At 71.6% G+C, this 23680-nt stretch carries 27 protein-coding genes; 9 read left to right on the top strand and 18 right to left on the bottom strand.

The annotated features are described in order from the left end of the window. Window positions 1–142: 142 nt before the first annotated feature. Together MOX02_RS19795 and xoxJ are read left to right on the top strand one after the other, a co-directional pair. Window positions 143–745 (top strand): c-type cytochrome, methanol metabolism-related, encoded by a 603-nt coding sequence (locus MOX02_RS19795; protein ID WP_147027517.1) that lies wholly within the window; start codon window positions 143–145, stop codon window positions 743–745. Then, on the top strand, window positions 745–1599 hold the full coding sequence (xoxJ, locus tag MOX02_RS19790) for a rare earth element methanol dehydrogenase accessory protein XoxJ (RefSeq protein WP_147027516.1): 855 nt from the start codon (window positions 745–747) through the stop codon (window positions 1597–1599). The genes MOX02_RS19795 and xoxJ overlap by 1 nt, the downstream gene beginning before the upstream one ends. 63 nt (window positions 1600–1662) lie before the next feature. Here the strand turns inward: xoxJ and folK are convergent, their stop codons facing one another. The 11 genes from folK to MOX02_RS19735 all read right to left on the bottom strand — a co-directional run bounded on the left by folK (window position 1663) and on the right by MOX02_RS19735 (window position 10566). Next, entirely contained in the window at window positions 1663–2154 is a 492-nt protein-coding gene (gene folK / locus MOX02_RS19785) for a 2-amino-4-hydroxy-6-hydroxymethyldihydropteridine diphosphokinase (RefSeq protein ID WP_238179606.1), read from the bottom strand. After that, a complete protein-coding gene (gene folB / locus MOX02_RS19780; protein ID WP_147027515.1) occupies window positions 2151–2537 on the bottom strand; it encodes a dihydroneopterin aldolase in 387 nt (128 codons plus the stop codon). The genes folK and folB overlap by 4 nt, the downstream gene beginning before the upstream one ends. After that, complete coding sequence (folP, locus tag MOX02_RS19775) at window positions 2537–3313, bottom strand: dihydropteroate synthase (protein ID WP_174804951.1); 777 nt, start codon at window positions 3311–3313, stop codon at window positions 2537–2539. The genes folB and folP overlap by 1 nt, the downstream gene beginning before the upstream one ends. A gap of 241 nt (window positions 3314–3554) precedes the next feature. Then, entirely contained in the window at window positions 3555–3935 is a 381-nt protein-coding gene (locus MOX02_RS19770) for a hypothetical protein (RefSeq protein WP_147027513.1), read from the bottom strand. Next, a complete protein-coding gene (locus MOX02_RS19765; RefSeq protein WP_238179608.1) occupies window positions 3916–4575 on the bottom strand; it encodes a hypothetical protein in 660 nt (219 codons plus the stop codon). The genes MOX02_RS19770 and MOX02_RS19765 overlap by 20 nt, the downstream gene beginning before the upstream one ends. Window positions 4576–4622: 47 nt before the next feature. Next, a complete protein-coding gene (gene pqqE, locus MOX02_RS19760; RefSeq protein ID WP_147027511.1) occupies window positions 4623–5768 on the bottom strand; it encodes a pyrroloquinoline quinone biosynthesis protein PqqE in 1146 nt (381 codons plus the stop codon). Then, window positions 5765–6850, bottom strand: a complete 1086-nt coding sequence (pqqC, locus tag MOX02_RS19755) for a pyrroloquinoline-quinone synthase PqqC (RefSeq protein WP_147027510.1) — start codon at window positions 6848–6850, stop codon at window positions 5765–5767. Before pqqC ends, pqqE begins: the two co-directional genes overlap by 4 nt. Window positions 6851–7035: 185 nt before the next feature. Beyond that, entirely contained in the window at window positions 7036–7935 is a 900-nt protein-coding gene (pqqB, locus tag MOX02_RS19750) for a pyrroloquinoline quinone biosynthesis protein PqqB (protein WP_147027509.1), read from the bottom strand. A 45-nt stretch (window positions 7936–7980) separates the two neighbouring features. Further along, on the bottom strand, window positions 7981–8070 hold the full coding sequence (gene pqqA, locus MOX02_RS19745) for a pyrroloquinoline quinone precursor peptide PqqA (RefSeq protein WP_109896664.1): 90 nt from the start codon (window positions 8068–8070) through the stop codon (window positions 7981–7983). A gap of 178 nt (window positions 8071–8248) precedes the next feature. Next, entirely contained in the window at window positions 8249–8953 is a 705-nt protein-coding gene (locus tag MOX02_RS19740; RefSeq protein WP_147027508.1) for a response regulator transcription factor, read from the bottom strand. Continuing rightward, window positions 8950–10566 carry a sensor histidine kinase gene (locus tag MOX02_RS19735; protein ID WP_147027507.1) on the bottom strand — a complete coding sequence of 539 codons (1617 nt, stop codon included), beginning with the start codon at window positions 10564–10566 and terminating at the stop codon, window positions 8950–8952. The genes MOX02_RS19740 and MOX02_RS19735 overlap by 4 nt, the downstream gene beginning before the upstream one ends. 80 nt (window positions 10567–10646) lie before the next feature. On the opposite strand from MOX02_RS19735, the gene MOX02_RS19730 reads away from it, so the two are divergent. Then, the gene (locus MOX02_RS19730) at window positions 10647–10841 is read left to right on the top strand and encodes a hypothetical protein (RefSeq protein ID WP_147027506.1); all 195 of its coding nucleotides are present in this window, start codon (window positions 10647–10649) and stop codon (window positions 10839–10841) included. Then, window positions 10838–11335, top strand: a complete 498-nt coding sequence (locus MOX02_RS19725; RefSeq protein ID WP_147027505.1) for a ribonuclease toxin HepT-like protein — start codon at window positions 10838–10840, stop codon at window positions 11333–11335. Before MOX02_RS19730 ends, MOX02_RS19725 begins: the two co-directional genes overlap by 4 nt. A 12-nt stretch (window positions 11336–11347) precedes the next feature. On the opposite strand, the gene MOX02_RS19720 is transcribed toward MOX02_RS19725, so the two are convergent. The 5 genes from MOX02_RS19720 to MOX02_RS19700 all read right to left on the bottom strand — a co-directional run bounded on the left by MOX02_RS19720 (window position 11348) and on the right by MOX02_RS19700 (window position 16335). Next, complete coding sequence (locus tag MOX02_RS19720; RefSeq protein WP_147027504.1) at window positions 11348–13552, bottom strand: xanthine dehydrogenase family protein molybdopterin-binding subunit; 2205 nt, start codon at window positions 13550–13552, stop codon at window positions 11348–11350. A gap of 12 nt (window positions 13553–13564) precedes the next feature. Continuing rightward, window positions 13565–14035 (bottom strand): (2Fe-2S)-binding protein, encoded by a 471-nt coding sequence (locus tag MOX02_RS19715; protein WP_147027503.1) that lies wholly within the window; start codon window positions 14033–14035, stop codon window positions 13565–13567. Between the two features lie 160 nt (window positions 14036–14195). After that, window positions 14196–14483 (bottom strand): hypothetical protein, encoded by a 288-nt coding sequence (locus MOX02_RS19710; protein ID WP_147027502.1) that lies wholly within the window; start codon window positions 14481–14483, stop codon window positions 14196–14198. A gap of 169 nt (window positions 14484–14652) precedes the next feature. Then, window positions 14653–15810: a ribonuclease D gene (gene rnd / locus MOX02_RS19705; protein WP_147027501.1), complete on the bottom strand. Its 1158-nt coding sequence runs from the start codon at window positions 15808–15810 to the stop codon at window positions 14653–14655. A gap of 102 nt (window positions 15811–15912) precedes the next feature. After that, complete coding sequence (locus MOX02_RS19700; RefSeq protein WP_373866769.1) at window positions 15913–16335, bottom strand: hypothetical protein; 423 nt, start codon at window positions 16333–16335, stop codon at window positions 15913–15915. A 207-nt stretch (window positions 16336–16542) separates the two neighbouring features. Between MOX02_RS19700 and aspS the strand changes: the two genes are divergently transcribed. The 4 genes from aspS to MOX02_RS19680 all read left to right on the top strand — a co-directional run bounded on the left by aspS (window position 16543) and on the right by MOX02_RS19680 (window position 20299). Continuing rightward, entirely contained in the window at window positions 16543–18357 is a 1815-nt protein-coding gene (gene aspS / locus MOX02_RS19695) for an aspartate--tRNA ligase (protein WP_147027499.1), read from the top strand. A 98-nt stretch (window positions 18358–18455) separates the two neighbouring features. Continuing rightward, complete coding sequence (locus MOX02_RS19690) at window positions 18456–18764, top strand: hypothetical protein (RefSeq protein WP_147027498.1); 309 nt, start codon at window positions 18456–18458, stop codon at window positions 18762–18764. Between the two features lie 55 nt (window positions 18765–18819). Beyond that, window positions 18820–19692 (top strand): glycosyltransferase family 2 protein, encoded by an 873-nt coding sequence (locus MOX02_RS19685; protein ID WP_147027497.1) that lies wholly within the window; start codon window positions 18820–18822, stop codon window positions 19690–19692. A gap of 283 nt (window positions 19693–19975) precedes the next feature. Further along, window positions 19976–20299: a hypothetical protein gene (locus MOX02_RS19680; protein ID WP_147027496.1), complete on the top strand. Its 324-nt coding sequence runs from the start codon at window positions 19976–19978 to the stop codon at window positions 20297–20299. On the opposite strand, the gene MOX02_RS19675 is transcribed toward MOX02_RS19680, so the two are convergent. Next, window positions 20269–20529: a DUF3297 family protein gene (locus MOX02_RS19675; protein WP_147027495.1), complete on the bottom strand. Its 261-nt coding sequence runs from the start codon at window positions 20527–20529 to the stop codon at window positions 20269–20271. The genes MOX02_RS19680 and MOX02_RS19675 overlap by 31 nt on opposite strands. Window positions 20530–20570: 41 nt before the next feature. After that, entirely contained in the window at window positions 20571–21179 is a 609-nt protein-coding gene (locus tag MOX02_RS19670; protein WP_147027494.1) for a CatB-related O-acetyltransferase, read from the bottom strand. A 78-nt stretch (window positions 21180–21257) separates the two neighbouring features. Between MOX02_RS19670 and MOX02_RS19665 the strand changes: the two genes are divergently transcribed. Further along, complete coding sequence (locus MOX02_RS19665) at window positions 21258–23591, top strand: NADP-dependent malic enzyme (RefSeq protein ID WP_147027493.1); 2334 nt, start codon at window positions 21258–21260, stop codon at window positions 23589–23591. Window positions 23592–23680 lie beyond the last annotated feature (89 nt).

The raw sequence follows: 23680 nt of genomic DNA, 5'->3' as shown, positions 1-23680 counted from the left end.
AATCGGTCGCAGAGAATAGGCTGAAATCGGGTGCCGGCGCGGGTTTCCGCGCCGGCATCCTTATGGTTTAGATGCGTTGTAAGAACGAAAAGCGGCCGGGCACGATCCCGGTCCGGCCGGGTGTCTCAGGGAGAAACGTCTCTTGCATTACCTCAGCAACACCGTCCTGCGGCCCTTCGTGGCTGCCCTCGCCCTAGCGACCGTGTCCGTGGTCGCCGTACATGCTGAGGATGCCAAGCCCGACCCCGCCCTCGCCAACTCCTTGAACCCGAACGACAAGGAGAAGGACGAGAAGCTGCTCGCCCGCGACGCCGCCGTGAAGGTGGACGACGGCAAGTACATCGACAGCCTCGGCCACCCGACCTTCCGGGTGACCAACGAGGGCAAGAAAGTCGACTGGTACCTGTATTCCGGATACCGCCGCTATCACGCGGAGTGCCACGTCTGCCACGGCCCGGACGCCATGGGCTCGACCTACGCCCCCGCCCTCAAGGATTCGCTGAAGCGCCTCTCCTACGAGGAGTTCATCGGCATCCTCGCCGGCGGCAAGCGCGACACCGAGGCGGGCCAGGAGAAGGTCATGCCGGCCTTCGGCGATAACAAGAACGTGATGTGCTACGCCGACGACCTCTACGTCTACCTGAAGGCCCGCGCCGCCGGCGCCTGGGGCCGCGCCCGCCCGGGCGAGAAGGAAGAGAAGCCCGAGGCCGTCAAGACGACCGAGAAGGAGTGCCTGGGCGGCTGATGACCCGCTCAGGACGGCTTCTCGCTGCCACCCTCGCGCTCCTGCTGTTTCCGGCAGGGGCGCGGGACGCCGCCGCGCAGCACCTGCCCGATCTCGTCACCACGGACGTGCTCCGCGTGTGCGGCGACCCGGGCAACATGCCGTTCTCCCAGCGCAAGGAGGACGGCTTCGAGAACAAGATCGCCGCGATCGTCGCGGACGAGCTCAAGGTGAAGCTCCGCTACTACTGGCTGACGCAGGGGCCCGGCTTCGTCCGCAACACCCTCGGCACCGGCCTGTGCGATCTCATCATCGGTTCGGCCTCCGGGGCCGACCTCGTTCAGAACACCAACCCCTACTACCGCTCCGCCTACACGCTGGTCTCGCGCAAGGGCGACCTCACGGGCGTGGTGCGGCTCGACGACCCGAAGCTCAAGGGCAAGGCGATCGGCGTGATCGCCGGTACCCCGCCGGTCAACCGGATGGGCGACCTCGGGATGGTCGCAGCCATGCGGGCCTACGCGCCCTACCAGCTCGACCCCTCGCGCAAGCACCAGACCGTCGCCGCCGAGGTCATCGCCGACCTCGCCGACAAGAAGCTCGACGCGGCGATCCTGTGGGGCCCGGCCGCGGGCTGGCTCGCCCGGCAGAGCGGCGTCGAGATGGAGGTGGTGCCCCTGCTGCAGGAGCCCGACCGGCCCTCGCTGATCTTCCGCATCTCCATGGGCGTGCGGCACGAGGAGAACGACTGGAAGCGCACCCTCAACACGATCCTGCGCAAGCGCCGCGCCGACATCGAGCAGGTGCTGCGCGACTACCACGTGCCGCTCCTGCAGGAGGAGGAGAACAAGCTCCTCGAGCCGGAGAAGAACTGAGGGCACGCGGAGGATACGAGAGAGGGCCGGGACGATGTCCCGGCCCTCTCTCGTTTTCGCAGCTCAGATCCGCTCGATGCCGGTCGCGTCGAGCTTGGCGAGCGCCTGCGCCACCGTCTCGCCGCCGATCACGAGGTCCGGGGCGATCTCGGCGAGCGGCACCAGCACGAAGGCGCGCTCCCGCACGTAGCGGTGGGGCAGGACGAGGCGCTCGTCCGAGACCTCGGCGCCCGCGTAGGAGAGGACGTCGATGTCGATGACTCGCGGCCCCCATCGGCGCTCCCGCACCCGCCCGAGCGCGGCCTCCGTGGCGAGGCAGGCTTCCAGCAGCGCGTGCGGGCTCAGGTCCGTCTCGATGCCGAGCGCGGCGTTCAGGAACCAGTCCTGGTCGGTGTCGCCCCAGGGCGGCGTCCGGTAGTCGCCGGAGCGGGCGGTGACCCGGATGCCGGGCCAGGCGCGCAGGCCCTCGACGGCGGCGGCGAGGTTGCCGGCCTTGTCGCCGATGTTGCTGCCGAGCCCGAGATAGGCCGCGTGGTTCATGCCCGCCTGGTTCATGGCCGTCCCTGCGGATGTCCCCCGCGCTCGCGCGTGATCTCGACGCTGACGCCGTCGATCACGGCGGGAACGGGCGCGCTCGGCTTGTCGACCCGCACGCTGATGCCTGCGAGCGCGGGGAAGCGCGCGAGGCAGGTCTCGGCGATCGTCTCGGCGAGCGCCTCGATCAGGGCGAAGCGCCGTCCCGTCGCGATCTCCACCACGATCTCGGTGAGGTCGGCGTAGCTGACGGTCAGCCCGACATCGTCCGCGCGGCCCGCCGGCGCGAGGTCGAGCCGAGCGTCGAGCGAGACGTAGAAGCGCTGCCCGAGGCGGGCCTCCTCCGGCAGGAGCCCGTGATAGGCATAGGCCGCGATGCGGTGGACGAGGATGCGGTCGGCCATCAGCGCGCGTCCGCCCGCAGGACGGCATCGACCACGCGCATCGCGTCCACATGGGCGGCGACGTCGTGCACCCGCACGATGTCGGCGCCCAGCGTGCCGGCGAGGACGTGGGCCGCGATCGAGCCGTGGAGCCGGTCGGCCGGCCGCGTCTCCCGGTCGTGCAGGCGCCCGAGCAGGGATTTGCGCGAGACCCCGACGAGGAGCGGGAAGCCGAGCGCCCGGATCTCGGGCAGGCGCCGCAGGGCCTCCAGGTGCTGCTCCCAGCTCTTTCCGAAGCCGATGCCGGGGTCGAGCACGATGTCGGCCTCCGGGATCCCGGCCCGGCGGGCGATGTCGAGGGAGCGCTCGAAGAAGCGGCGCATGTCGTCGACGATGTCGAGGCCGGCGTCGACGGTCTCGCGGTTGTGCATCACGATGACGGGCGCCCCGTGCGCGGCGGCGACGCGGGCGATGTCGGGCTCGCGCTGCAGGCCCCAGACGTCGTTGACGATGCGCGCGCCGGCCTTCAGCGCGGCCTCCGCGGTCGAGGCCTTGTAGGTGTCGATCGAGATCGGGACGGCAAGGCCGGCGCCGAGCGCCCGGATCACCGGCAGGACGCGGGCCTGCTCCTCCTCGGCCGGCACGGGCGTGTGGCCGGGCCGGGTCGACTCGCCGCCGATGTCGACGAGGGCGGCGCCCTCGGCCACCAGGGTGTCGGCCTGCCGGCGCGCCGCCTCCTCGCCGAGGAAGCGGCCGCCGTCCGAGAACGAGTCCGGGGTGACGTTGAGGATGCCCATCACGAGCGTGCGACGGCCGAGGCCGGGCAGCAGGCGGGCGAGGGCGGAGGGTGTGGCGCTCACGGAAATGGCGGGCCCTGATCTCGGCGGGGCGCTCAAGGCCCGGCAAGCCCGGATGTGGACGAAAGCAGGCGGGGAGGCAACGGGTGGCCGCCGGCGGGGCGGGCTGCCGGAGCCGCATGGCGGGACCGGCGCCGTCGCCCCGGCGCCCACGGGCGCCGGGGCGACGGTGCTGCCCGCCTCAGCCGCGGAAGCAGCGGATCTCGGCCTCGGCCTGGGCGCGGCGCAGCTCGGCGACCTTGTCGTCGAACATCTTGGTCGAGCGGAACTCGTTGGAGCGCTGGCCGATGCCCTGGCGCATGGACAGGATCGTGCTCGCCTGGACGTACTTGTCGTAAGGTAGGATCGAGGCGAGGGCGTCGAGCGAGCAGGAGCAGCGCTGCAGCGCCTCGCTGGTCTGGCCGTTGGCGGCCATGCAGCCGAACACGTAGTCCGCCCGCGCCTCGGTCGGGTAGTCGTTCTCGTGGTCGTCGGCCGCGCGGCCGGGCGCGGCCAAGAGGGTCAGGGAGAGGGCCAGGGCGAGGGCCGAGAGCGCCCCGCGCTCAGCCAGCTTTCTGATCATAGCTCAACCGCTCCTCGAGGAGTTCGCCGCCCTCGGCGTTCTTGGACTGGGCCTCGATCGAGACCAGCTCGCCCGGCACGGCGGGCGAGGTCACGAAGGTGTAGGTCATGTTCGCCATGCCGCGCATGCGGTCGGCGAGCTTGTCGTTGGCGAAGGGCTTGATCTCGACCCGCCAGCCGTCGACCTCGCGGCCCTGGAAGCTGACCTTGGTCGGCGTCACGGTGGCGTCGTCGCGCAGGCCCTTGCGGATCGCGTTCTTGATGTAGCGCGGGTTCGCCTCCAGCACCTTGGCGAGGGCCATCAGGTGGTGCTCGAGGAACAGCGTCATCACGGGGTTGCCCGGCATGTCCTCGAAGGGGCCGGCCGGGAAGCGGTTCTGGCCCGAGAACATCTGGACGCGGATGGTGCGCGCGTCGGCGGTCTTTCCGGGCTCGAGCGTCAGCTTGATCGTGTCGTTGAGGGGCGGCCCGAACGGGCCCTTCGCGATGCCGGAGCGGCGCAGGTAGTCGTAGGTCAGCGTGCTGCCGACCTGGGTGTTCTTCATCTGCGGATGCTCGAAGAGCAGGTCGGCGGCGGCCGGCGGGCTCGCCGCGTCGGCCTTCTCGGCCGAGGGCGCCTCGGCGGGCGCGCCCTGCGCCAGTGCCGGGCCGGCGAGAAGAGCGAGACAGGCCGCGGTCGTCAGGATCCTCACAGCGGTGCTTCCTCCTTGAGCGGCGACCGGACGTTGCTGCCGATCGTCCGATAGACGTAGTCGGGCGGGTTCTCCGCCGCCTCCTCCGCCGCCAGCGCCCGCACCTTGGCGTGGAGGGGCGAGAGCGAGCAGGCCGGATCGGTGGCCGCCGCGTCGCCCGCGAGCGCGAGCGCCTGGCAGCGGCAGCCGCCCCAGTCCTTCTCCCGGCGGTCGCAGGAGCGGCAGGGCTCCTGCATCCAGTCGGTGCCGCGGTAGGCGGTGAAGGCGGGGGAGTTCGCCCAGATGTCTCCGAGCGAATGCTCCGTCACGTACCAGAACTCAAGCTGCGAAATCGTCTCGGCCGCGTGGCAGGGCAGCACCTTCCCCTGCGGCGTGACGTTCATGAGCTTGCGCCCCCAGCCGCCCGCGCATGCCTTCGGGTACTTGGCGTAGTAGTCCGGCACCACGAGGTCGATCACGAGCTGGCCCTTGAGGCGCTCGCGGGCCGCCTCGACGATGCGGATCGAGGCGTCGACGTCGGCCTTGTTCGGCATCAGGGCGGCGCGGTTCACGTAGGCCCAGCCGTAATACTGGGTGTGGGCGACCTCCAGCCGCTTGGCGCCGAGCCTCACGGCGAGGTCGATGAAGCCCTCGACCTCGTGGATGTTGCCGCGGTGGATCACCGAGTTCAGCGTCAGCGGCAGGCCGAGGCTCGTCACCTTCTCGGCGAAGGCCATCTTCTGGGGCTGCGCGTTCTTCAGGCCGCCGATCTTCTCGGCGTTCTGCGCGTCGACGCCCTGGACCGAGAGCTGAACGTGGTCGAGCCCGACGTCGTAAAGGGCCTGCAGCTTGTCGAGCGCCCCGCCGACGCCCGACGTGATCAGGTTCGAGTAGAGGCCGAGCTTGGCGCAGGTCTCGGTGATCTCGACGATGTCGTTGCGGGCGGTCGGCTCGCCGCCCGACAGGTGGACGTGCAGCACGCCGAGCGCCGCGGCCTCCGTGAGTACCCGCTGCCACGTCGCCGTGTCGAGCTCGCCGGAGCGGCGGTCGAGCTCCAGCGGGTTCGAGCAGTAGGGGCAGCGCAGGGGGCAGCGGTGGGTCAGCTCGGCGAGCAGCCCGACCGGGGCGGGGACCGTCTGGCGGTTCGGCGTGATCGCGTTCATCGCTCCAGCACCCTCTTCGTCGCGAGGTCGTTGAGCATCACGAGGATGTCGGCCTCGATCACCTTCGGGTCGGCCGCGTAGGTCTCGCCGAGCTTGACCGCGATGTCGGTGACGCTGCGGCTCCCGTCGACGAGGCTGAGGACGGCGACCGCGTTGTCGTCGAGGTCGAAGGTCCGCTCGGGCGCCAGCAGCACGTGCTTGGCCCGGGTCTCGTCGAAGCGCAGGCGCACGCCGCGGGGCAGGCGGGGCCGGTCGGCCGCCTCGACCGTGCCGGTGCCGGCGGCCTGCCGCACGGGCGCCGCCTCGGCCACCAGCCCCTCGCCCGGCTGCCAGGCGTCCGGCGGGATCAGGCCCGGCGCCACGTAGGCGAAGTAGAGCGCGTCGAGTTGCGTCCAGAGGACGTTGCACTTGAAGGTCAGCGCCGCCATCGCCTGCCGCTGCAGGGCCGGCGTCGTGGCGTGCTGCTTCACGTAGTCGAGGGCGAAGTCCGCGTCGCGCGGCGCCTGGGTGAGGCGCTTGTCGAAGTAGGCGAGCGTGTCCTTGGTGATGAAGTCGTAGTTCTTCAGCATCCCGGCGACGCGCTCGGAGATGATGGTCGGCGAGAACATCTCGGTGAGCGAGGAGGCGATCGCCTCGAGGAGCGAGCGCTCGGAGACGAAGTGCACGTAGGCGTCCACCGAGAAGCGGGTTGCCGAGAGGATGCCCCGCGTCGAGAGCACGTAGTCCCGGTCGAAGCCGACGCCCTCGGCGAGCTTCAGCCAGCGCTCGATGCCGCCGTCGCCCGGCGCGTCGCCGTCGTGGTCGACGATGCGCTGGCGCCAGACCCGGCGCAGGGAGGCGTCCGTCATCCGGGCGAGCACGGCGGCGTCCTTCACCGGGATCATCGCCTGGTAATAGTAGCGGTTCAGCGCCCAGGCCCGGACCTGATCCTTGTTCAACTTGCCGTCGTGGAGGAGACGATGGAACGGGTGCAAGTTGTGGTAGCGGCGGGCGCCGATGTCGCGGAGCGCCGCCTCGAGCTCGTCAGGGCTGAGAAGCCGCTGGTTCTCGTCGGCGACGGGGGTCGGGAAGGCTGCGGTCATGGCGTGTCCAAGCGTCCGTGCTTCGAGAGGCGTTTCCTGGAACGGTTGTTAAGATGGGGCGGCACGGGCCGATGAGCCACCGCCTCATCCGCGCGATTATATCGCGTCCAACATAAACCTGTTGCACTAAACTTCCAATCCGGCGGACCCGCCGCCGGGCCCGGACGAGCCTCGGGCGCCGGCCCTCAGAGCGTCAGGGCGAGCCCGTCATGGGCGACGGTCCAGCCGGCCGACTCGACGTCCGCCCGCTCGTCCGAGCCCTCGACCAGCACCGGGTTGGTGTTGTTGATGTGGACGAAGACGCGCCGGCCGATCTCGACGTCGGCGAGAGCGGCGACCGAGCCGCCCTCCCCCCGCATGGGCACGTGACCCATCCGCCAGCCGGTCTTGGTGCCGACGCCCGCGCGGATCATGTCGTCGTCATGCAGCACCGTGCCGTCGAACAGGAGGGCGTCGACGCCCGCGATCCGCTGCTTCAGCCCGTCGGTGACGCGGGCGCAGCCCGGGATGTAGGCGAGGCGGCGGCCCCCAGCCTCGATCATCGCGCCCACCGTGGTCTCGGTCTCGGTGCCGATCTGCAGGGTCTCGTCCTCGAGCCAGAGCGGCACCTTGCCGGGCACGGCGAAGAGCGTGACGGAGAGGCCGGGCACCGGCTCGAAGGTCTCGTCGAGGCAGATCGCCTCGCGCCGCACCACCTCGGCCGCCATCACGTCGAAGACGCGGTTGTCGTTGACCGAGCCGAGGATGCCTTGCGTGCCGTAGAGGGTGAAGGGCTGGCCCTCGCGCAGGGTGAGCAGGCCGGCCACGTGGTCGACGTCGCCGTTCGTGAGCAGCACGGCGCGGATCGGCGAATGGCGCAGGCCCTCGCGCGGGTGCAGCACGGGATTGTCGAAGAGTTGCTGCCGGATGTCCGGCGAGGCGTTCACCAGGAGCCAGGTGTCCCCGTCAGGGGAGACGGCGATGCTCGACTGGGTTCGCGGCCTGACGCGGGCGGGCTCGGCCCGGCTGAGCGCGCAGATGGGGCAGCGGCAGTTCCATTGCGGGAGGCCGCCGCCGGCAGCCGAACCGAGGATCACGACACGCATGGGATGCTCTCACGCAGCCTGCGACCCCCGGTCCGGCGAACCACCTTAGTGGAAGGTGTCGATCTCGGCCGACTCGTAGCTCGTGACTTCCATGCCGACGCAGATCTCGGAAACGACGGGGGCTGCCCACTTCATGGTGTTTCTCCAGGTTTCTTTGATCGCCAGTTCCTTTCGAAATCCTCAATAAGAGGATCCTAAGATACTGACGGCGCAGTGATTTCTGCCGCGGGAGCTATATCGGAAATTCCGGCGGACTCTTCAAGCGCTAAATTGCCAGATCCTCCCAGAAATGCGTCCTGGCGGGGCTCGGCGGCTAATGTCGGTAGTCCTGCCCGCGCAGGTCCAGCATGAAGCCGCGGCCCCGCACGGTGACGAGGATCGGGCCGCCGAAGCGCACGAAGTCGGCCATCTTCGAGCGCAGGTAACCCACGTAGACATCGACGACATTCAGCGAGAGGCCGCCCTGGCTCGCCCAGAGCTTGTCGAAGATGTCGCCGCGGGAGACGGGCTTGTTCGCCTGGTCCATCAGCATGGCCAGGAGCTCGGCCTCGCGGGGCGTGAGGCGTGCTGACGCATCCCCGAAGCTCATCTGCCGGGTGTTCAGGTCGAGGGTGAGCTTCCCGGCCGTGACGATGGTGCGCGGCTCGTCCGATTCCTTGCGGCGCAGCAGGTGGGTGCGGAGCCGGGCGACGAGCTCGTCGAACACGAACGGCTTCACGATGTAGTCATCGGCTCCGAGCGCCAGACCCTCGGCGCGGTCGCGCACCTCGTCGCGGGCGCTGAGGAACAGGATCGGGCCGGGATAGCCGCCCTCGCGCAGCGAGCGGCAGACGTCGTGGCCGGACCCGTCCGGGAGGGTGATGTCGAGGACGACGGCCGCCGGCGCGTCGTCGCGGGCCGCCGTCAGGGCGTCACCGACGCAGCCCGCCATGCCGACGGAGAAGCCCTCGGCCTCCAGGCCGCGGGCCAGCATGGCGCGGATGTCGCTGTCATCCTCGACGATCAGTACCCGCGTCATGCGGCGCTCTCCCGTGTCTGCCGCCCCTGGTTCTCGACGTCGGCGAGGTCGAGGGCCGGCAGGGTCAGGATCACCCGCGCGCCCCGTCCGCCCTCGCCCCGCCCGAGGCGGATCGTCCCATCATGGTGCTCAATCACCCAGCGCGCCAGTGCCAGTCCGATGCCGAAACCCGTCTCGGCAGGGCGGTCGCCGCGCCGGAAGCGCTCGAACAGCTCGGCCTCGTCCTCCCCGAAGCCCGGCCCGTCGTCGGTGACCGTGATGACCGCGCTGCCGGGGGATGCCCCCTCCGCCCGCAGCGCCACCGCCACCCGGGTCGCGCCGGCGGCGTGGCGCAGGGCGTTGTCGATCAGGCTCTCCACCACCTGCCGCAGCCATTCCCGGTCTGCCAGCACCTCGCAGTCGCGCTCGCCCGGATCGAGCGCCAGGGCGACGCGGCGGCGGGCCGCCTCGGAGGCCGCGTTGTCCACAGCCTCGGCGAGGACCGAGGCGGCGCTGACGGCCCGGCGCTCCAGCTCGATCTGGCCCGATTCGGAGCGGGCGACCCGCAGGAGATCCTCCACCCGCAGCTTCAGGCGCTGGGCGCGCTTGCGGATGGTGGCGAAGACCGGCCCGTAATCGACGCTGCGGCCGGCCTGCCGGGCGGCGAGGTCACACTCGCCGAGGATCACGGTGAGGGGCGTGCGCAGCTCGTGGCTGACGTCGGCGAAGAAGCGGCGCCGGGAGCGGTCGACCGCCTCCAGCCGCTCGTTGGCCGCGCGCAGGTCCGCGGTGCGGGCGGCGACCGTGTCCTCGAGCGCCGCCCGGTCGGCGGCGAGCCGCCCCTCGCGGCGGGACAGACGGGCGGCCATGCGGTTGAAGTTCGCCACGAGCAGGCCGAGCTCGTCGCGGGTGGCCACGGACAGGCGGGTGCCGAGCTCGCCCCGCCCGACCGCGCCCGCCGCCCGGCGGACCGCCTCGATCCGCGCGAGCGTCGGCCGCGTCACCGAGCGGTAGAGCACGAACACGATCCCGAAGGCGAGGAGCACGGCGAGCCCGGAGGCGAGGCGCAGGCGCTGCGACAGGGCGCGGGCCTGCTCGGAGCCGAGGATCATGGTGCGCCGCTCGGCCTCGATCAGGAAGGAGAGCGGCTGCCCGGTCATGGCGCCGAAGCCGTTGAGCGCGCCCTTGATGCCGTTCTGGCGCGCCTCCGAGTCGGGCTGCCGCTGGATCTGGGCGACCTGCCGGTCGAGGATGACGCGGGCGGCCCGGATCTGCGACATGGGCCGCGTCCGGGCGGCGTACTGGGTGCGGTCGAGCGGGTCGTCGGTGGCCGTGATGGTGGCGGCGAGCGCCTCGTCGACGGCGGCGAGCGCCCGGTCGACGTTGGTGCGGGCGACCGAGAAGGTCTCGGGCTGGGTCTCCGACCCGCTCACCGTCTCGACCGCGGCGAGGCCGAACTGCGCCAGGCGGCCCGAGAGCTCGGCGAGGAGTTCGAGCCGGTGCTGGGCGGCGAGCGTCCGGTCGATCGTGCTCTCGGTGGCGGCGATCGACCACAGCACCCCGGCCGCGGCCAGGACGACGAGGAGGGCGGTGCTGCCGAGCAGCAGCGCGAAACGGACCTTAAGCGAGCGCATCGACCCCGTACCTCGCCGCGCGGGCTGCGAGGCCGGCGGCGCGGGCGGAGAGTGTCACCGACGCCGCGCGAGGCCAAGGGGTGGGGCTTGAGGGGGCGAGACCGAGCGGTGAAGAGCACGGGTGCGGTCCCGAGCCCGGCCGGACGGCGGAGGCCTGGACCTTCGCCGAGGGACTGTGCGCCGAGCACGGTCTGGAGCCCGACTTCAAGGACGTCGCGACGACGAGCCCGGGCTTCGTGGAGAAGGCCGCGCGGTCCGGCATCGTGCTGCCATGACGGATGCCCGCTGGTCCGAGGTCGAGGGCGATCTGGCGGCCGCCTGCCGCCACTTCGATTTCGCCGCCCGCCCGTTCGACGCGGGGGGCTTCGAGGTTGCCGGCCTCGACGGCTACCGCGCCCGCATGGGCTTCCAGCACGCCATGCACGCCGCCCATACGTCCCTCGAAGGCGCGCTCGTCCGGATCCTGGAGATCCTCGGCGAGGAGGTGCCGGTCGGCCGCTCCTGGCACGGCGACCTCCTGAAGCGCGCCTCCAAGCCTCTGCGGATCGCGCGCCACGACCGGCCGGCGATCCTGACCCCGGACGTCGCGCGCGACGCCGCCGAGACGCGGCGCTTCCGGCATCGGGCGGACCGCGATCACGACAGCTTCATCCCGGAGAGGTCGCCGCCGAGCGTGGAGGCCGCGCGCCGCCTCGCCCGGACGCTCGGGCCCTGCATCGATGCCGTCCGAGAGCGGATCGACCCGCCGGAGGCGCCGCGGCCCGGCTAGGGCCGCGGACGGTCAGGTGCGCTGGAGGCCGGCCTTCACCTTGTCGGGGGTGAAGGGCACCGAGCGCAGGCGCGCGCCGGTGGCGTCGAAGACGGCGTTGGAGATCGCCGACGGCACGATGGCGGCGGAGGGCTCGCCCGCGCCCCAGGGCTTGTCGCGGGGCCGGTCGATCAGGTCGATCAGGATCTCGGGCACCTCGGGGAAGGTGAGGATCGGGTAGCTCTCCCAGTCGAGGCTGGTCACCCGGGAGCGGTCGAAGGTGACCTCCTCCTTGAGCGTGCGGCTCACGGTCTGGATGACGTTGCCCTCGATCTGGTTGCGCACCCCGTCCGGGTTGATGATCTGCCCGCAATCCTGCGCCACGCAGAAGCGGGTCACCCGGATCGCGCCCGTCGCGCGCTCCACCTCGACCTCGGCCACCGCGGCCACGTAGGTCCGGTAGAGCTCGTACTTCACGTAGGAGAGGCCGCGCCCGCGCAGCACCTCGCCCTCCTGCCGGCGGGGCGAGGGCCGCTCCTCCCAGCCGGCCAGGGCGGCGGCGCGCCTCAGCACCGTCACGCCGCGCTCGTCGCCGAGGCTGCGCAGGCGGAATTCCAGCGGATCCGCGCCCGCGGCGGCGGCGAGCTCGTCGAGGAAGGCTTCGTTGGCGAAAGTGTTCTGCATGCGCCCCGGCGTGCGGATCCAGGAGGGGCGCAGCGGCGTCTCGGCGAGCCGGTGGCAGACCGTGCGCACGTTCGGGAAGGCGTAGGGGATGCCGGAATTGTGGATGATGTTGCCGGGCGCGTTGTTCGTCTCGTGGGGCAGCCCGGCGAGGCTCGCGGCCACCAGCGGCACGTTGCCGGCGGCCCCGTCCGGGATGAAGAACTCCGAGGCCCAGGCGGCGACCTTGCCCTCCCCGTCGAGTCGCGCCGACAGGTCGATCAGGGTCGGCGGCCCCTTCGGGTCCCAGCCGTGCTCGTCGGCGCGCGACCATTGCACCCGCACCGGGTGCCCGACCGCGCGGGCGAGGATCGCCGCGTCGCCCGCCGCATCCTCGTGGCCGTTGCGGCCGTAGCAGCCCGACCCCTCGATGTAGATGCAGCGCACGTCGTCGAGGGGGAGCCCCATCATCGCCGCGAGCTGCTTGCGCAGGGCGTGGGTCATCTGGGACGCCGTCCAGACGCTGAGCTTGTTCTCGCTCAGCATCGCCACCGCGCAGGAGGGGCCGATCGACCCGTGGGTGTGGATGGCGAAGTCGTAGGTCGCCCGCAGGACCCGCCCCTCGCCCTGCAGCGCGCCCGCGGCGTCGCCGACGTTCATGGTGACGTCGTCCTTGACGACCCGTGTGCCGCGGACATGCTCCCAGAGGCGGTCCTGCTCGGGCAGCTCCGCCGCGTCCGACCAGCGGGCCTGGAGCTGGCGCGCGGCCTTGATCGCCGCCCACTCGGTGCGGGCCACGACGCCGAGGAAGTTGCCCTCGCGCACGACGCGGATCAGGCCCGGCACGTCGCGCACGGACGCCTCGTCGACGCTCTGGAGCTGGGCCCCGATCGCCGGCGGGCGCACCACCCGCCCGTGCAGCATGCCGGGCAGCCGGAAATCCTGCATGTAGGCGAAACGGCCCGCGATCTTCTCCGGGAGATCGAGGCGCTGCACGGACTGGCCGACCAGCCGGTAGCTGCCCGGATCCTTCGGGGCTGCCTCCTTGTCGACCTTGAGGGAGAAGCGGCCCTCGCGCAGGAGCTCGCCGTAGGCGATCCCCTCCCCGCCGTCCTTCGGGCGGACGATGCCGGCCTCCGTCACGAGATCCTCGCGCCGGCGGCCGAGGCGCTCGGCGGCGAGGCCGAGGAGCTGGCGGCGCGCGGTGGCGCAGGCGAGCCGGATCTGCATGCCGCCGTTCTGGATCGAGAGGCTGCCGTAGGTCGGGCCCTGATCGGGCGTGAGCGCCGTGTCGCCCTGGACGAGGGTGACGTGGTCGAGGGGCAGGTCGAGCTCCTCGGCCGCCATCTGCGTCAGCGCCGTGCGCACGCCGGTGCCGAGATCGACCTTGCCGGAATAGATGGTGGCGAAGCCGTCGCGGCTCAGCGCCAGGAAGGCATCGACCTCCTCCGGAGAGACCGGCTTCGAGGGGGCGGTGGGCGAACCCGCGAGCGCCGGGCCCGCACCGGCGAGGGCGAACCCGACGACGAGGGCGCTGCCCTTCAGGAGGCCGCGGCGGGAGAGGCTGGTCTCGACCATCGGTCCCCTCCCCTAGAGGCTCGCCGCGGCGCGCTCGACCGCGCGCACGATCCGCAGGTGCGTGCCGCAGCGGCAGAGATTGCCGCCGAGCGCCTGCAGGATCTCGGAGCGGCTCGGCCGCGGGTTCTTCGCCAGCAGGGCGGCCGACTGCATGATCATGCCGTTGATGCAGTAGCCGCACTGGGCCGCCTGCTCCTCGACGAAGGCCGTCTGCAGAGGGTGAGGCGTCCCGTTCGCCGCGAGCCCTTCGAGCGTCACCACCTTCTGCCCGGGCTGGAGCGCCGAGAGCGGTAGGGTGCAGGAGCGCGTCGCCTGTCCGTCCACGTGCACGGTGCAGGAGCCGCACTGGCCAAGGCCGCAGCCGAAGCGCGGACCGCGCAGTTCCAGATCGTTGCGCAGCACGTAGAGGAGCGGGATGTCGGGATCGTCGGGAGTGACGGTGACGGCGCGGCCGTTCACGGAGAGGGATACGGGCTTGCCCATCGCGGCTCCTCGCGCCGCCCCCGGCGCGGTTGGCGGGACGAGATTGAATACAATCGTCGGATCCGAGGTAGAGACCGGATCGCAGGCCCGGGTCAAGATTGGCCGGCGCCGCAGCCGTGCGCGAACCCGGCCCGCTGTCACTCCGCCGCAGGCGGTGGGCTCAGAAGCCCGAGAGCAGGCCGGTGCTCTCGAACTCGGCCGTCTCGCCGACGAGGTCGGTCACGGAGATGTCGATGCGGCGGCCGTTCTTCAGGCGCAGCACGGCGTCCGGCTCCAGCCAGATCGGGCGCAGGCCGACCGGACTGCCGACCAGGGTCCCGTGGGCGAAGAGGCTGCCCTCGCGGCGCTCCACCACGACCCGGTAGCGGACCCGCACCGGCTCACAGCCCGCGGCGGAGACGTGGCCGCGGCCCGTCAGCGTCTGCAGGACTTCGTTGGGTTCGTACATCGGGCCGGGTTACGCGGGAGGGGTGCGGGATGTTCCGGCAATCAACTTGCCGATTAATCCCGACACCGCAACCGGTCAGCGGCCGCCCGTGCGCGACTGATCCTCAGGAATGATACCGGGCCGGCCGATCCAGGCCCTGCGGAGCGACCGCTCCCCTGCCCGCGCCCGGTCAGGCGACGTCCCGCACCACCACCCGTCCCCGCTCGATCGAGAGGGCGAGGCGGCCGCTCTTGAGGGCCAGCGCCTTCTCGCCGAACAGGCCGCGGCGCCAGCCGTGCAGGACCGGCACGTCGGCCTCGTCGTCCTCTGCGAGCGCCTCGAGGTCGTCCACCGTGGCGATGATCTTCGGGGCGACCCCCTCGGTCTCGCAGACGGCCTTGAGCAGCACCTTGAGGAGCTCCACCAGGGCGCCGTTGCCGCCCCCGCCCCGCCCGCGGCTCCGCTCGGGCATGGCGATGTCGCCGGTGTCGCGGGCGAAGCCCCGCTCCACCGCGGCGAGGATCTCGGCGCCGGTGCGCGAGCGCTCGAAGCCGGCGGGGATCGAGCGCAGGCGGCCGAGCGCCTCGACGCTGCGGGGGGCCGAGGTGGCCACGTCGATCACCGCCTCGTCCTTGAGGATGCGCCCGCGCGGCACGTTGCGGGTCTGCGCCTCGCGCTCGCGCCAGGCCGCGACCTCCATCAGCACGGCGATCTCGCGGGGCTTGCGCATCCGGCCCGAGAGCCGGCGCCAGGCCTGAGCGGGATCGGCCCGGTAGGTCTCGGGCGAGGTCAGCACGCCCATCTCCTCGTCCAGCCAGGCGCCGCGGTCGGTCTCGACGAGCTGGCCCGCCAGCACCTCGTAGATCTTCACGAGATGCGTCACGTCCGAGAGGGCGTAGGCGAGCTGCGCGTCCGAGAGGGGGCGCCGCGACCAGTCCGTGAAGCGCGACGACTTGTCGATCTTGGCCTTGGCCACGTCGTTGACGAGCTGCTCGTAGGAGACCGAGTCCCCGTAGCCGCAGACCATGGCGGCGACCTGTGTGTCGAAGAACGGGTGCGGCAGGATCTCGCCCAGCATCCAGATGATCTCGAGATCCTGGCGGGCGGAGTGGAACACCTTCACGACGCCCTCGTCGGCCATCAGGTCGACGAAGGGCTTGAGGTCGATCTTGGGCGCCAGCGGGTCCACCAGCACCGCAGCGCCGTCCGGCCCCGCCATCTGGATCAGGCAGAGCTTCGGATAGTAGGTGGTCTCCCGCATGAACTCCGTGTCGACGGTCACGAAGGGCTGTGCGGCCAGGCGGGTGCAGGCGTCGGCAAGCGCCGACGTGGTGTCGATCAGATCCATGTCCCGGCTATACCGAAGGTTCGTCGGGAAAGGGAGGCGCGGGACGCGCGAAGTCCCCGCAAAACAGGGCCTCCGGACCAGGCCCCTGCAGAGGACTTGCGTTCAGGCCGCCCGCCGCGGCGCGGCCCGGCGGGCCCGGCCCGCCACCCGGCGGGCCAGGGCGGCCCGCTCGCGCCGCTGCGCCTCGGCCCGCCCGAGCAGCAGGTCGAGGATGCCCGTCTCGACGCGCTGGCCGGTGGCGCCGTCGGTGAGGCGCCGGATGCGGTCGACCCGGAAGCCGCGGTAGCCCCCGCGGCCGCGGTCGATGCCGCCGATCAGCGTGCGGCCGGGCCCGAGCTTCAGCTCGCGCGCCTCCAGGCGCCGCGCGCTCCAGGCGCCGGTCCCGTCCTCGTAGACGAGGTCGAAGGTGCCTTCGAGGGGCAGGACGCGCCAAGCGCCCTCCTGCCGCTCGGCCGCGGGCGCCCCCGGAAGGGCCTCGGCGGAGGGCCCGGACGGGGCCGCCGCGGAGGCGAAAAAGGCGTGCATGTTCATGGGACTTATATGGTGTCGCGGGGGTCGTTGCGGAAGGGCGCGGGACCGCCGCGAGCGGGGAATTCCGCGGTGGCGGGCGGCCACCGCGCCGGCCCGTCCGCCCGCCGGAAAGCGGACGCCGGCCGCGCCCGCCCGCCCGCGCGGCTTGACTTCGCTCCCCCCGCGTGAATGGTGCCGGCCTCCCACCCGAAGAAGTCCGCCATGCACCGTTATCGTACCCATACCTGTGGGCAGCTCCGCCCGTCCGATGTCGGGCAGACCGTCCGCCTGTCCGGCTGGTGCCACCGTATCCGCGACCACGGCGGCGTGCTCTTCATCGACCTGCGCGACCATTACGGCCTGACGCAGTGCGTGGTGGATTCCGATTCCAAGGCGTTCAAGGCGGCCGAGACGGTCCGCTCCGAGTGGGTGGTCCGCATCGACGGCCGCGTGCGCACGCGGCCCGCCGGCACCGAGAACGCCGAGCTGCCCACCGGCGCGGTCGAGGTCTACATCGACGATCTCGAGGTGCTGGGCGCCGCGGCCGAGCTGCCGCTGCCCGTGTTCGGCGACCAGGAATACCCGGAGGAGACGCGCCTCAAGTACCGCTTCCTCGACCTGCGGCGCGAGAAGCTGCACGCCAACATCATGAAGCGCGGGGCGATCGTCGACTCGCTCCGCCGCCGCATGCGCGAGGGCGGGTTCTTCGAGTTCCAGACCCCGATCCTGACGGCCTCCTCGCCCGAGGGCGCGCGGGATTACCTCGTGCCCTCCCGGGTGCATCCCGGCAAGTTCTACGCGCTGCCGCAGGCGCCGCAGCAGTTCAAGCAGCTCACGATGATCGCGGGCTTCGACCGCTACTTCCAGATCGCGCCCTGCTTCCGCGACGAGGATGCCCGCGCCGACCGCTCTCCGGGCGAGTTCTACCAGCTCGACATCGAGATGAGCTTCGTCACGCAGGAGGACGTGTTCCAGGCGGTGGAGCCGGTGCTGCGCGGCGTCTTCGAGGAGTTCGCGGACGGGCGGCGCGTCACGGGCACGTTCCCGCGCATCACCTACGCCGACGCGATGCTGAAGTACGGCGTCGACAAGCCGGACCTGAGGAACCCCCTGATCATCGCCGACGTGACCGAGGAGTTCGGCGAGGAGGCGGTGGAGTTCAAGGCATTCAAGGGCGTCATCAAGGCCGGCGGCGTGGTCCGGGCGATCCCCGCCACCGGCGCGGCGGCCCAGCCGCGCTCGTTCTTCGACAAGCTGAACGACTGGGCCCGCTCGGAAGGGGCGCCCGGCCTCGGCTACATCGTGTTCGAGGACGAGGGCGGCCAACTCTCGGGCAAGGGCCCGATCGCCAAGTTCATCCCGCCCGAGATCCAGGCCCGCATCGCCGCCAAGGCCGGCGCGAAAGCCGGCGACGCCGTGTTCTTCTCCGCCGGCCCCGAGGCGAAGGCGGCCGGCCTCGCCGGCAAGGCTCGCATCCGCATCGGCGACGAGCTCAACCTCTCCGACACCGACCAGTACGCCTTCTGCTGGATCACCGACTTCCCGATGTACGAGTGGAACGAGGACGAGAAGCGGATCGACTTCTCGCACAACCCGTTCTCGATGCCGAACTTCGACCACGAGGCCTTCCTGAACCTCGGGGCGGAGGACGAGGCCACCATCCTCGGCATCAAGGCGTTCCAGTACGACATCGTCTGCAACGGCGTGGAACTGTCCTCGGGCGCCATCCGGAACCACAAGCCGGAGATCATGGAGAAGGCGTTCGGGCTGGCCGGCTACGGGCGCGACGTGCTGGAGGCGAAGTTCGGCGGCATGCTCAACGCGCTGCGCCTCGGAGCCCCGCCCCACGGCGGCATCGCGCCGGGCGTCGACCGCATCGTCATGCTGCTCTGCAACGAGCCCAACATCCGCGAGGTGGTGCTCTTCCCGATGAACCAGCGGGCCGAGGACCTGATGATGGGCGCCCCCTCCGAGGCGACGCCCAAGCAGCTGCGCGAGCTTCACATTCGCCTGAACCTGCCGGAGAAGAAGGGCTGAGCCCCTGCTCTCCGGACCACGCGCCGCCATCTCAGCCGGCACGGGCGCGGGAGCCTTCCCGCGCCTGCCCGCCGTTCCCGAGACGAGGTGCCCCGCCCATGCCGAGACGCGCCACGGTCCTGTTCCCGCTCGCCGCGTTCCTCCTCGCCGCAGCTCCGGCGGAGGCTGTCCAGCCGGGATCCTGCCGCCCGACGCTCGCCGAGTACCGGGCGCTCGCGCTCGGCATCGGCTACGCCGATGCCAGCGCGCAGCTCGGCTGCAGGGGCCGGCGCGAGGTTGCCCTGACGGTGGGCCGCAACCGCCGCGTCACCTATTCCTGGCGGGGACGGGGCAGCTTCGGCGCCAACTTCAACCTGACCTTCGCCAACGACCGCCTGACCGACAAGTCGCAGCTCGGCCTGCGCTAGGTCCGGCGGGTGGAGCCGCGCCGGGCGCCGCCCCGGGACGCCCTCGGGAGTGACCGTGCCGAGCCTCGTCGCGATCGTCGTCGCCCATGACAGCGCCCACGCCCTGCCGGACTGTCTCGCCGCCCTGGCGGCCGAGCACGTCCCGGCGATCGTGGTCGACAACGCGAGCCGCGACGGCTCGGCCGAGGTCGCACGGGAGGCGGGTGCCGCGGTCATCCGCAACCCCCGCAACGAGGGCTACGGCCGGGCGAACAACATCGGGGTGCGGGCGGCCGAGCAGGCCGCGCGCATCCTCATCCTCAACCCGGACCTCGTGCTGCGCCCCGGCGCGGCCGACGCGCTGCTGCGCGCGGCCGACGCCTACCCGGACGCGGGGCTCCTCGCGCCCCGCCTCGTGGAGTCTGACGGGCGCGTGTTCTTTCAGCCCCGCTCGCTGCTCTCGCCCTACCTGCCGAATCCCAAGGGCCGCCTCGCCCTGCCGGAGGGCGACGTCTGCGCGCCCTTCCTCTCCGGGGCCTGCCTGATGGCCGAGCGCGCCGCTTTCCTCGCCCTCGGCGGTTTCGATGAGAACATCTTCCTGTTCTACGAGGACGACGACCTCTGCCGCCGGGTGGCGGATGCGGGACGCGCCCTCGTCCACGTCGACGGCGCCGTGGCGAGCCACGGCCGCGGCCGCTCCTCCGCGCCGGAGCCCGGCCGGGTCCACCGCACGCGCTGGCACCAGGCGTGGTCGCGGGCCTATGTCAGCCGCAAGTACGGCCTGCCCGACCCGAGCCCGCGCACGCTCGCGGTGAACGGCGCGAAACTCGCCCTCTCGCGCCTGACGCTGCGGCGAGGCGCCTACGAGCGCTACGCGGGCTCCGCGGCGGGCGCGCTCGCGGCGTTGCGGGGCGAGAGCGCCCTGGCGAAGGAGGGGCTGGTCGGATGAGCGGGCCGAGACGGGATCGGCCGGCGGCCGAACGGTCGGGCGCGGGTCTCCTCCCCCGTCCGCGAAAGGGTTGGGGTGAGGGAGTAGGTTCATCCGGATACGTCGCACCCCTCACCCGGTCGGCTGTCGCCGACTCGACCTCTCCCGAACGGGAGAGGTGGGGCGCAGCCCGCTCCCTCTCCTGTTCGGGAGAGGGTTGGGGTGAGGGGTGCGAGGCTTCCGGATGCGGCGCATCCCACACCCGGTGCGCTGACGCGCACCCGACCTCTGCCGGACGGGAGCGGTGAGCGCGCTCGCTCCCTCGGAGGCGCGGGCGCTCGCGGTGCGGCTGCTCAGCCGGCACGGCTTCCTGCCGCAGGCGGAGAACGCCCGGGGCGATACACTCTACCTCGCCCACCCGGACGAGGACTGGCTGCTGCGGGTCTCGAACCACGCGCGCACCGCCAAGCAGCGGGCGCGCCGCCGCGACATCCTCACGAGCCTCGTCATCCGCGAGCCGCGCACGCCGGCCCAGGTCGAGGCTCTCGTCGCCGCGGCCCTGCGCGACTTCGCGGCGGAGCGGCGGCGGCGGGCGGATCAGCCCTCGGCCGGTGAGTCCCGGAAATAAGGCTCGACCGGGCCCTTCAGCTTGACCGTCATCGGGTTGCCGGCCCGATCGAGGGTCTTGCCGGCGCTGAGCCGCACCCAGCCCTCGCTGACGCAGTATTCCTCGACGTTCGTCTTCTCGACGCCCTTGAAGCGGACGCCGACGCCGCGCTCGAGCGCCTTCTCGTCGTAGAAGGGGCTGTTCGGGTTGACGGCGAGGCGGTCGGGGGGCGTGTCGGCGGCGTCGGACATGGGGCTGGTCTCGTCTGTGGACGCCTGAGCGCCTACGGGATTCAGGCCCGCCCCGCAACGGCGCGGGCGGCGGCGATCAGCTCCTCCGTCCGTCCCGATTGGAGCAGGGGCACCAGCTCCGCGACGCGCGCGTGCGGAAGGTCCCACCACGCGCAGTCGAGGAGGGCCGCGACCGTCTCGGGGTCGAAGCGGTGGCGCACCACCCGCGCGGGATTTCCGGCGACGATCGCGTAGGGCGGCACGTCGCGGGCGATCACGGCGCGCGCGCCTACGACCGCCCCGTGCCCGATCGTGACGCCCGACAGGATCAGACAGCCGGAGCCCAGCCAGACGTCGTGCCCGATCACCACGTCGCCCTTCGAGGCGTGGTAGTCCTGCGGCGCCTCCACCCCGGGCCACAGGCCGGTCATGGCGGCGAAGGGGTAGGTCGAGACCCAGTCCGTGCGGTGCCCGCCCCCCAGCATGATCACGACATTGTCGGCGATGGAACAATAGCGGCCGATCGTCAGGTGCCGGCCGGACTCCGCGAAGCGCACCCGCGGCCGCCCGTAAGAGTAGGCGCCTATGGAGAAACCGCGTTTGGCGACGAGCCGGCGCAGGTGAAGCCGGGTCTCGTTGTGCGGGTTGCGCCCACTCCGCAAGCGGTGCAACAGAGCCTTCAAGCGGCGCGCCCCGTCACGGCGCGGAGGGAGGCCGCGCGGAGGCGCGGCGTCGAGGGAGAGAAGGCCATGGCCGACAACATGTCCGAGGATCTCAAGTCCGGGGCGCTCGTCTATCACCGCCTGCCCCGTCCCGGAAAGCTGGAGATCCAGGCGACCAAGCCCCTCGGCAACCAGCGCGACCTGGCGCTGGCTTACTCCCCCGGCGTCGCCGCCGCCTGCATGGCGATCCACGACGACCCACAGGAGGCCGCGACCCTCACGATCCGCCAGAACCTCGTCGCCGTGCTCACGAACGGCACCGCCGTGCTCGGCCTCGGCGACATCGGCCCGCTGGCCTCGAAGCCCGTGATGGAGGGCAAGGCGGTCCTGTTCAAGAAGTTCGCCGGCATCGACGTGTTCGACATCGAGGTCGCCGAGACCGACGTCGAGAAGCTCGTCGACGTGGTCTGCTCGCTGGAGCCGACCTTCGGCGGCATCAACCTCGAGGACATCAAGGCGCCCGAGTGCTTCGAGGTGGAGGAGCGCTGCCGGGCCCGGATGAACATCCCGGTCTTCCACGACGACCAGCACGGCACCGCAATCATCGTGGCGGCGGCCGTCCTCAACGGGCTGGAGCTCGCCGGCAAGCCGCTGTCCGATGTCCGCATCGTCACCTCCGGCGCGGGTGCCGCGGCCATCGCCTGCCTGAACCTGCTCGTCTCGCTCGGCGCCAAGCGCGAGAACATCGTCGTCACCGACATCAAGGGCGTGGTCTACAAGGGCCGCACCGAGCTGATGGACCGCTGGAAGGAGGTCTACGCGCAGGAGACCGAGGCGCGCACGCTCGCCGACGTGATCGCTGGGACGGACGTGTTCATCGGCCTCTCGGCCGGCGGCGTGCTCAAGCCCGAGTACCTGGAGAAGATGGCGGAGAACCCGCTCATCATGGCGCTCGCCAACCCCTACCCCGAGATCATGCCCGACCTCGCGCAGGAGAAGCGCCCCGACGCCATGATCTGCACCGGGCGCTCGGACTTCCCGAACCAGGTCAACAACGTCCTCTGCTTCCCCTACATCTTCCGCGGGGCGCTCGACGTCGGCGCCACCTCGATCAACGAGGAGATGAAGAAGGCGGCCGTGAAGGCGATCGCGGCGCTTGCCCGCGAGACGCCGTCCGACGTGGTGGCCCGGGCCTACGGCGGCGAGGCCCGGCCCTTCGGTCCGCGCTCGCTGATCCCGAGCCCGTTCGACCCGCGCCTGATCCTGCGCATCGCACCCGCCGTGGCCAAGGCCGCGATGGATTCGGGCGTTGCCGGGCGGCCGGTGGCCAACATCCAGGCCTACGCCGAGTCCCTCGACCGGTTCGTCCACCGCTCCGGCTTCATCATGAAGCCGCTCTTCACGAAGGCGAAGGAGGAGCCGAAGCGCGTCATCTACGCCGAGGGCGAGGACGAGCGGGTGCTGCGCGCGGTCCAGGCCATCGTGGAGGACGGGGTCGCCAAGCCGATCCTGGTCGGCCGCCAGCGGGTCATCGACACCCGCATCAAGCGCTTCGGCCTGTCGCTGCGCCAGGGCGAGGATTTCGAGCTGATCGATCCCGAGGACGATCCGCGCTACCGCAAGTACGTCCAGACCTACCTCGACGTGGCCGGGCGGCGCGGCATCACGCCGGACGCCGCCCGCACGGTGGTGCGCACCAACACGACCGTGATCGGCGCGATCGCGGTCCATCGCGGCGAGGCCGACGCGCTGATCTGCGGCCTGGAGGGGCGGTTCGAGACGCGGCTGCGGGCGATCCGCGACATCATCGGCCTCAATCCCGGCGTCACCGAGTGCGCCGCGATGAGCCTGATCGTGACGAAGAAGGGCGCCTACTTCCTGGCCGACACCCATGTCCGGCACGACCCGACCGCGGAGGAGATCTGCGAGGTGGCGATCGCCTGCGCCAGCCACGTCACGCGCTTCGGGCTGACGCCGAAGATCGCGCTCCTCAGCCACTCGGATTTCGGCCAGTCGGATTCCGCCTCGGCCAGGAAGATGCGCCACGCCCTCGCGCTGATCGAGCGGCGCGCACCGGACCTTCAGGTCGATGGCGAGATGCAGGCGGATTCGGCGATGTCCGAGCTCGTGCGCGACCGGGTCCTGCCCGGCTCGCGGCTCAAGGGCGCCGCCAACGTGCTCGTCTTCCCGAACCTCGACGCGGCCAACATCGCCTTCCAGTTCGCCAAGGTCCTGGCGGACGCGCTCCCGGTCGGGCCCCTGCTGATCGGGCCCTCGAAGCCCGCCCACATCCTCACGCCGTCGGTGACGGCCCGCGGCATCGTCAACATCACCGCCGCGGCGGTGGTGGAGGCCCAGTCCCGCGCGCCGGCCCGGGTCGAGGAGGGCGGCGAGGCCGGCGTCGGGATGATCTCCGAGTAGGGACCAGCGCGGATTCGGGCAGCGGCTCTCGAGCGGCGGAGCCCCGGGCCCGTGGCCCCGGGGCTCCTTGTCTTCGAGGTGGCCTTCGG

The organism is Methylobacterium oxalidis (assembly GCF_007992195.1).
Taxonomy (GTDB): Bacteria; Pseudomonadota; Alphaproteobacteria; order Rhizobiales; family Beijerinckiaceae; genus Methylobacterium; species Methylobacterium oxalidis.
The sequence above is the reverse complement of the archived record's forward strand: the minus strand, read 5'-3'. Positions and strand labels throughout refer to the sequence as shown.

What these genes read in the sequence shown, in the direction of transcription:
- aspS (WP_147027499.1), top strand. Translation starts at nt 16,543, where the DNA reads ATGCACCGTTATCGTACCCATACCTGTGGGCAGCTCCGCCCGTCCGAT.
- xoxJ (WP_147027516.1), top strand. Translation starts at nt 745, where the DNA reads ATGACCCGCTCAGGACGGCTTCTCGCTGCCACCCTCGCGCTCCTGCTG.
- MOX02_RS19715 (WP_147027503.1), bottom strand. Translation starts at nt 14,035, where the DNA reads ATGGGCAAGCCCGTATCCCTCTCCGTGAACGGCCGCGCCGTCACCGTC.
- MOX02_RS19740 (WP_147027508.1), bottom strand. Translation starts at nt 8,953, where the DNA reads ATGACGCGGGTACTGATCGTCGAGGATGACAGCGACATCCGCGCCATG.
- folK (WP_238179606.1), bottom strand. Translation starts at nt 2,154, where the DNA reads ATGAACCAGGCGGGCATGAACCACGCGGCCTATCTCGGGCTCGGCAGC.
- MOX02_RS19700 (WP_373866769.1), bottom strand. Translation starts at nt 16,335, where the DNA reads ATGCACGCCTTTTTCGCCTCCGCGGCGGCCCCGTCCGGGCCCTCCGCC.
- rnd (WP_147027501.1), bottom strand. Translation starts at nt 15,810, where the DNA reads ATGGATCTGATCGACACCACGTCGGCGCTTGCCGACGCCTGCACCCGC.
- folB (WP_147027515.1), bottom strand. Translation starts at nt 2,537, where the DNA reads ATGGCCGACCGCATCCTCGTCCACCGCATCGCGGCCTATGCCTATCAC.
- MOX02_RS19665 (WP_147027493.1), top strand. Translation starts at nt 21,258, where the DNA reads ATGGCCGACAACATGTCCGAGGATCTCAAGTCCGGGGCGCTCGTCTAT.
- pqqC (WP_147027510.1), bottom strand. Translation starts at nt 6,850, where the DNA reads ATGACCGCAGCCTTCCCGACCCCCGTCGCCGACGAGAACCAGCGGCTT.
- pqqA (WP_109896664.1), bottom strand. Translation starts at nt 8,070, where the DNA reads ATGAAGTGGGCAGCCCCCGTCGTTTCCGAGATCTGCGTCGGCATGGAA.
- MOX02_RS19770 (WP_147027513.1), bottom strand. Translation starts at nt 3,935, where the DNA reads ATGATCAGAAAGCTGGCTGAGCGCGGGGCGCTCTCGGCCCTCGCCCTG.
- MOX02_RS19710 (WP_147027502.1), bottom strand. Translation starts at nt 14,483, where the DNA reads ATGTACGAACCCAACGAAGTCCTGCAGACGCTGACGGGCCGCGGCCAC.
- pqqB (WP_147027509.1), bottom strand. Translation starts at nt 7,935, where the DNA reads ATGCGTGTCGTGATCCTCGGTTCGGCTGCCGGCGGCGGCCTCCCGCAA.
- MOX02_RS19675 (WP_147027495.1), bottom strand. Translation starts at nt 20,529, where the DNA reads ATGTCCGACGCCGCCGACACGCCCCCCGACCGCCTCGCCGTCAACCCG.
- MOX02_RS19720 (WP_147027504.1), bottom strand. Translation starts at nt 13,552, where the DNA reads ATGGTCGAGACCAGCCTCTCCCGCCGCGGCCTCCTGAAGGGCAGCGCC.
- pqqE (WP_147027511.1), bottom strand. Translation starts at nt 5,768, where the DNA reads ATGAACGCGATCACGCCGAACCGCCAGACGGTCCCCGCCCCGGTCGGG.
- MOX02_RS19725 (WP_147027505.1), top strand. Translation starts at nt 10,838, where the DNA reads ATGACGGATGCCCGCTGGTCCGAGGTCGAGGGCGATCTGGCGGCCGCC.
- MOX02_RS19735 (WP_147027507.1), bottom strand. Translation starts at nt 10,566, where the DNA reads ATGCGCTCGCTTAAGGTCCGTTTCGCGCTGCTGCTCGGCAGCACCGCC.
- MOX02_RS19690 (WP_147027498.1), top strand. Translation starts at nt 18,456, where the DNA reads ATGCCGAGACGCGCCACGGTCCTGTTCCCGCTCGCCGCGTTCCTCCTC.
- folP (WP_174804951.1), bottom strand. Translation starts at nt 3,313, where the DNA reads ATGGGCATCCTCAACGTCACCCCGGACTCGTTCTCGGACGGCGGCCGC.